Source organism: Streptomyces sp. NPDC029292, from assembly GCF_055569295.1.
Genome location: NZ_JBVHXR010000054.1, coordinates 1 through 5,249, shown reverse-complemented (window position 1 = coordinate 5,249; position 5,249 = coordinate 1). Strand labels below are relative to the sequence as shown.

General features: G+C 69.1%; 6 protein-coding genes and 2 pseudogenes. All 8 read left to right on the top strand.

Features of this window, described 5'->3' with window-relative positions; all coding sequences use genetic code 11:
* The coding region (locus tag ACZ4WS_RS47735) for a transposase (RefSeq protein ID WP_467990496.1) at positions 1 to 144 on the top strand (144 nt) is incomplete at its 5' end.
* Between the two features lie 104 nt (positions 145 to 248).
* Positions 249 to 350, top strand: a pseudogene (locus tag ACZ4WS_RS47730) (helix-turn-helix domain-containing protein); the annotation flags it as partial.
* A gap of 69 nt (positions 351 to 419) precedes the next feature.
* Positions 420 to 788 (top strand): annotated as a pseudogene (locus tag ACZ4WS_RS47725) (amidohydrolase family protein); the annotation flags it as partial.
* Positions 789 to 840: 52 nt separating this feature from the next.
* Positions 841 to 1,578, top strand: a complete 738-nt coding sequence (locus tag ACZ4WS_RS47720) for a hypothetical protein (protein WP_467990494.1) — start codon at positions 841 to 843, stop codon at positions 1,576 to 1,578.
* A 333-nt stretch (positions 1,579 to 1,911) separates the two neighbouring features.
* The gene (paaI, locus tag ACZ4WS_RS47715) at positions 1,912 to 2,403 is read left to right on the top strand and encodes a hydroxyphenylacetyl-CoA thioesterase PaaI (RefSeq protein WP_467990492.1); all 492 of its coding nucleotides are present in this window, start codon (positions 1,912 to 1,914) and stop codon (positions 2,401 to 2,403) included.
* A gap of 54 nt (positions 2,404 to 2,457) precedes the next feature.
* On the top strand, positions 2,458 to 3,036 hold the full coding sequence (locus tag ACZ4WS_RS47710; RefSeq protein WP_467990490.1) for a MarR family winged helix-turn-helix transcriptional regulator: 579 nt from the start codon (positions 2,458 to 2,460) through the stop codon (positions 3,034 to 3,036).
* Between the two features lie 144 nt (positions 3,037 to 3,180).
* Complete coding sequence (locus ACZ4WS_RS47705) at positions 3,181 to 4,722, top strand: long-chain-fatty-acid--CoA ligase (protein ID WP_467990488.1); 1,542 nt, start codon at positions 3,181 to 3,183, stop codon at positions 4,720 to 4,722.
* Positions 4,723 to 4,919: 197 nt separating this feature from the next.
* The gene (locus ACZ4WS_RS47700; RefSeq protein ID WP_467990486.1) at positions 4,920 to 5,159 is read left to right on the top strand and encodes a hypothetical protein; all 240 of its coding nucleotides are present in this window, start codon (positions 4,920 to 4,922) and stop codon (positions 5,157 to 5,159) included.
* The last annotated feature ends 90 nt before the right edge of the window (positions 5,160 to 5,249 follow it).

Here is a 5,249-nt window from a genome sequence, read left to right as displayed (position 1 = left end):
CTGCGAGCGGAGTACACCGGCCGGATCAACCGGATCGACACGGGCTCGGTGTTCTGGTCCCCGTCCTACTTCGCCGGGTCCTGCGGCGGCGCACCACTGAGCATCGTCAAGGACTACATCGAGAACCAGAAGCGCCCAGCCTGACCCTCACCACGCAGGCGCAGAGATCTCCGGCGCTACGCGCCTCCGGGCCGAGGATCACATTCCCGCCCGGCCTAAAGGCCGGGATTCCCTGCGAAGAACAAGGGATGGAGGCAGGGGCCAGTGACGGGGAGGTGGCCCGGCTGTTCAGGGTGACCTGGATGTCGGCGAACCGCTGGCGGCGGGCGTTGGCTTCGGCACCGTCACAGTTCTGACCGCCCACCGGCGTCTCCACCCCCGGCACCGGCTTCCTCACCGACCCCGCCGAGGCCACCGACATGGCCCGACGGCTCAACGACCACTCCGCCGCCGTCACCGCCGAACACCCCGACCGCTTCGGCTGGTTCGCCACACTGCCGATGCCCGACGTAGACGCGTCGGCCAACGAGGCCGAGCGGGCCCTCACCGAGCTCAAGGCCGACGGGGTCACCCTGCTCGCCAACAACCAGGGCACCTACCTCGGCGACGAGGGCCAGGACGCGCTGCGGCGGGTCCTGTACACGCACGGTGCCGTCGTGTTCGTCCACCCGGCCGAGCTTCCCGCGCCCGCCGTCGACGGCATCCCGCCGTTCGCCGCCGACTTCCTGCTCGACACCACCCGCGCCGCCTACCTCCTCGTCCGCAACGGCGTCCCGCACCGCTACCCGAACATCCGGTTCATCCTCAGCCACGCCGGCGGCTTCGCCCGCCTCCCACCGCATGGCCGTCGCCATCGCGGCCGACACCGGACGCAGCCCCCTCGACACCCTGGACGCCGGCGGCTTCGGCCTGGACGCGGCCGAGGACGTCTGCGCCGACGAGGGCGTCCCCCGGCACGAGGTACTGGACCTCCTGGACCGGCTGGTCCGCCAGCCCGGCCGGGAACGGCTTGCCGAGTCCGGTGAGGAGGAACGCCTGCCGCGGCGCCACCGCGACTTCCACCCGGCCCTGGCCACCCGCGTCGCAGTCCGCTGGTACGGCCCTGGGCAGGCGGAGGCCATGACCCACCTGCGGGTCGAACACCCCAATCTGCTGGCGACCCTGGACTTCGAGGACGACCCGCAGGCCGCCCTCGCCCTGATCGCGGCGCTGCGCTTCCACTGGTGCACCGGCGGGTTCCTGAGCGAGGGACGGCGACGGCTCGACCGGACGCTCGCCGCCGCGCCCGAACCCACCCCGGCCCGCGCCCGGGCGCTGTGCGCCGCCGCCTGGGTGGCGCTGCTCCAGGGCGACCACCCGGCGGCCGACCGGTGGCTCACCGAGGGCGACGAGCTGGGTGAGCGGCTCGACGATCCGGTGGTGAGGGCGGACGTCCTGGGCTTCCGCGGATCACTGGCGGGGCTGGCGGCCCACCCGGTCGGCGAGCCAGGCCGCAGCGCCGCTCCGCAGAGCATGCCCAGGACGCAGGCGGACCCCATGTGGCCGATCGTCTCAGCGCTGAGGTCCCAGGCGGCGTAGGTGCGCAGCGACGGCACGATGCTGCCGAACATCGCCAGGTCATAGCCCTCGCACAAGAGGATCAGGAAGCAGGCGACGACGTGAAGCCGTCCTCGGCTGGTCTTGGACACGCGTCCAGCCATGACATCTCCGGCTGGAAGAGGGAGGGGAGGAGGCGGCTGGCTCATCGGCGCGGCCGCCCCACTGGGACGACGGTCCGCAGTGGGCCAAAGGTCGTGCACCCCCAAGAGAAAGTCAACCCATTGACAATCTATTCTTTGCGCTCATACGGCGGCACACTCCGCCGGTAGCCACCGGGCAGCCATGCCCACCGCGAGAGAGACGAGTTCCTCCATGACCCCATCCGGCCTTCACACCCCACCCGCGGCGACGGCACAGACGCTGCCACCCGAGACGCAGGCCCTGCTGGCACACGACAACTGCGCCCACGCCAACGGAATCACCGTCGAGGAGGCAGGGCACGGCCACTCACTGCTGTCCATGACCGTGCGCCCGGACATGCTCAACAGCCATGGAATCTGCCACGGCGGGGTCATCTTCCTGCTGGCCGACACCGCTCTCGCCTACGCCGCGAGCTCCGGCGAGACCCCCACGGTCTCCACCGGGGCCAACATCGTCTACCTCTCCCCCGCGAGGCCGGGCGACCTCCTAACCGCCATATGCCGGGCGGCCCACCAGGGTCCCAAGAGCGGGGTCTACGACGTGGCGATCACCACCCAGGACGGCACCACGGTCGCCACCTTCCGGGGGCAGAGCCTGCGCACCAGGACGGTCGCCCCATTGCCGGTTCCCCGCGAGGGCGAGGACGGCCGCTCGGTAGTCTGACCTGCGGCGCGCAGGGCCGGAAGTACTCCGAACAGTGGACAGCGAGGTCGAGCAGTGACAGACGAGACGTCGGCGAACACCCCTCCCTCCGGCGAGGCCGCCCGCGTTTCCGCGTCCGAGGTCCACGGCTTCGAGTTCAGCGATGTGGCCCTGGAGCTCACGCGGCAGGAACTGCCAGATCTCGACCCTGTGGCCTTCCACCTCGGGATGATCCTGCTGCGCACCGCCAACACCCACATCCAGAACTCCGAGCGCCTGATCCACCGGCCGCACGGCTTCAGTACCAGCGGTTTCCGGATCCTCTACACGGTGTGGATCTTCGGGCAGGCAGAGGCCAGGGACATCGCCCGACTGTCCGGCGTGAGCCGGCAGGCCACGTCCACCGTGCTGGCGACACTTGAAGCCGACGGCCTGGTGATCCGCGAGCGGCTCTCGACCACAGACCGACGACTGGTGAGCGTACGACTGAGCGAAGCCGGCGCCGCCGCCATCAAGGACGCCTTCGGGCAGCAGAACCGGCTCGAACAGGAGTGGTTCGGCGATCTGACCGCGGACGAGCAGGCCACACTGAAGAGCCTGTTGAGCAAGGTGGCCGGCCGCATCGCCAAGTCGACGAAGACCACCGACGGCTGACAGGCACCACCCCCATATCCGGCAGGCGTGAGACCTTGCCCTCACCTCACATCCGAACATGTCAACCCATTGACAATCGCAAGATCGCGTTGTTCATTTAACGCACCAGAAACATCTAATAGCGCACAGCAGGGGAAGTCGATCATGCTGAACCTCGCCTCCATGCTGGAGTACACAGCTCGCCACCAACCCGATCGTGAAGCCGTCGTGCAGGGTCCGCTGCGGCTGACGTACGCCCGGGTCGACGCCGCCGCGAACCAGGTGGCAAACCTCCTCGCCAGCTCCGGCATCCGCCCCGGCGACAGGGTGGCGCTCAGCTGCCCCAACCGCGTCGAGTTCCCCGCGCTCTACTACGGGATCCTCAAGGCCGGCGCCGTCGTCGTCCCGCTCAACGTGATGCTGCAACCACGCGAGATCGCCTATCACCTGTCCGACTCGGGGGCCAAGGCGTTCTTCTGCCACACCGGCGCCGCTGCCGCCGTACCGGCGTCGGGCACCGCGGAGGCCGTCGCACAGACACCCTCCTGCGAGTACCTGTTCCTGATCACCGACCGCCCCGCGGACCCCTCACCCCTGGAAGGCGTGCGCACCCTCTCGGAGGCGCTGGAGAACCGGAGCGAGACGTTCGAGACGGTCTGCACCCGGGAGACGGACACTGCGCTGATCCTCTACACGAGCGGCACCACGGGGCAGCCGAAGGGCGCGGAACTCACCCACTCCAACATGGTGCTCAACGCCCTGACCTGCCACCGCACCATCGAGGCACGTCCGGACGACGTACACCTGGCGGTCCTGCCGCTGTTCCACAGCTTCGGACAGACGGTGCAGATGAACGCCACCTTCGGCATCGGCGCGCGCCTGGTACTCATGCCGCGCTTCGAGGCGGCCGAGGTGCTGCGCACGCTGGCCGACGAGGCCGTCACCGTCTTCGCCGCGGTGCCGACCATGTACTGGAAACTCCTCGGTGAGCCCTTCGACGACCGCACACTCAAAACGATCACCGCGCAACTGCGCATGGCCGTGTCCGGCGGCGCGGCTCTCTCCAACGAGATCGCCGTACGCTTCCACACGGTCTTCGGCATCAGCATCCACGAGGGGTACGGGCTCTCCGAGACAAGCCCCATGGTGACGTTCCAGACCCCCGGCCGACCACCCAAGCCGGGCTCCGTGGGCGGACCGGTGTGGGGCGTCGAACTGCGACTGGTCGACACCAACGGCACCCCGGTGGCCGACGGCAAGGCCGGCGAACTCGCCGTTCGCGGCCACAACGTGATGAAGGGCTACCTCGGACGCCCAGAGGCCACCGCCGAGGTGCTGCGCGACGGATGGTTCCGCACCGGGGACATCGCACGACGTGACGCCGACGGCGACTACCTCATCGTCGACCGCGCCAAGGACCTCATCATCCGCGGCGGATACAACATCTACCCGCGCGAACTGGAGGAGGTCCTGCTGACCCATCCCGACGTCAGCCTCGCAGCCGTCGTCGGCGTCCCCCACCCCGTGCACGGGGAGGAGGTCAAGGCCCACGTCATCCGGCACCCGGGCTCACAACTGTCCGAGGACAGCCTTCGCAACTGGTGCAGGACGGCCATGGCAGCGTACAAGTACCCCCGCCTGATCGAGTTCTGCGACGAGTTGCCCATGACCGCAAGCGGCAAGATCATGAAGCGGGAACTGCGCTGAACAAGGCCCCCGAAACAACACCCGAAGGGCCCCGCCATGACCACTCCGCAGCGCATCGACACCCACCAACACATCGTCCCTCCCTTCTACGCCGACTGGCTCGCCGAGGCGGGCGTCAAGGCCGGCGGCCTGCCCATCCCCCGCTGGGACGCCGAATCGGCACTCGCGCTGATGGACGACAACGGCACGAATCGGCCGTGCTGTCGGTCTCCGCGCCGGGCGTCGAACCGGGCGACCAGAACGACGAACGCGCCATGGCCCGGGCCCTCAACGAGTTCTGCGCCGACCTGCGTGACCAACTGCCCAGCCGGTTCGGATACTTCGCCACTCTCACCCTCCCCGACGTGGAGGGGGCCGTCCTCGAGGCATGCCAAGCCTGGACGTGCTCGGAGCCGACGGGGTGGTGCTGCTGGCCAACAGCAAGGGCACGTACCTAGTAGGGCTTGGTCAGGTTCGTATCGGTGTGGGTATGTCGCGGTGGCAGGTGGGGCAGGCACCGGTCCAGAGGGCGAGGAGTAATTGCAGCT

Coding starts and splice junctions, on each gene's coding strand:
- ACZ4WS_RS47720 (WP_467990494.1), top strand. CDS start 841: ATGGCCGTCGCCATCGCGGCCGACACCGGACGCAGCCCCCTCGACACC.
- paaI (WP_467990492.1), top strand. CDS start 1,912: ATGACCCCATCCGGCCTTCACACCCCACCCGCGGCGACGGCACAGACG.
- ACZ4WS_RS47705 (WP_467990488.1), top strand. CDS start 3,181: ATGCTGAACCTCGCCTCCATGCTGGAGTACACAGCTCGCCACCAACCC.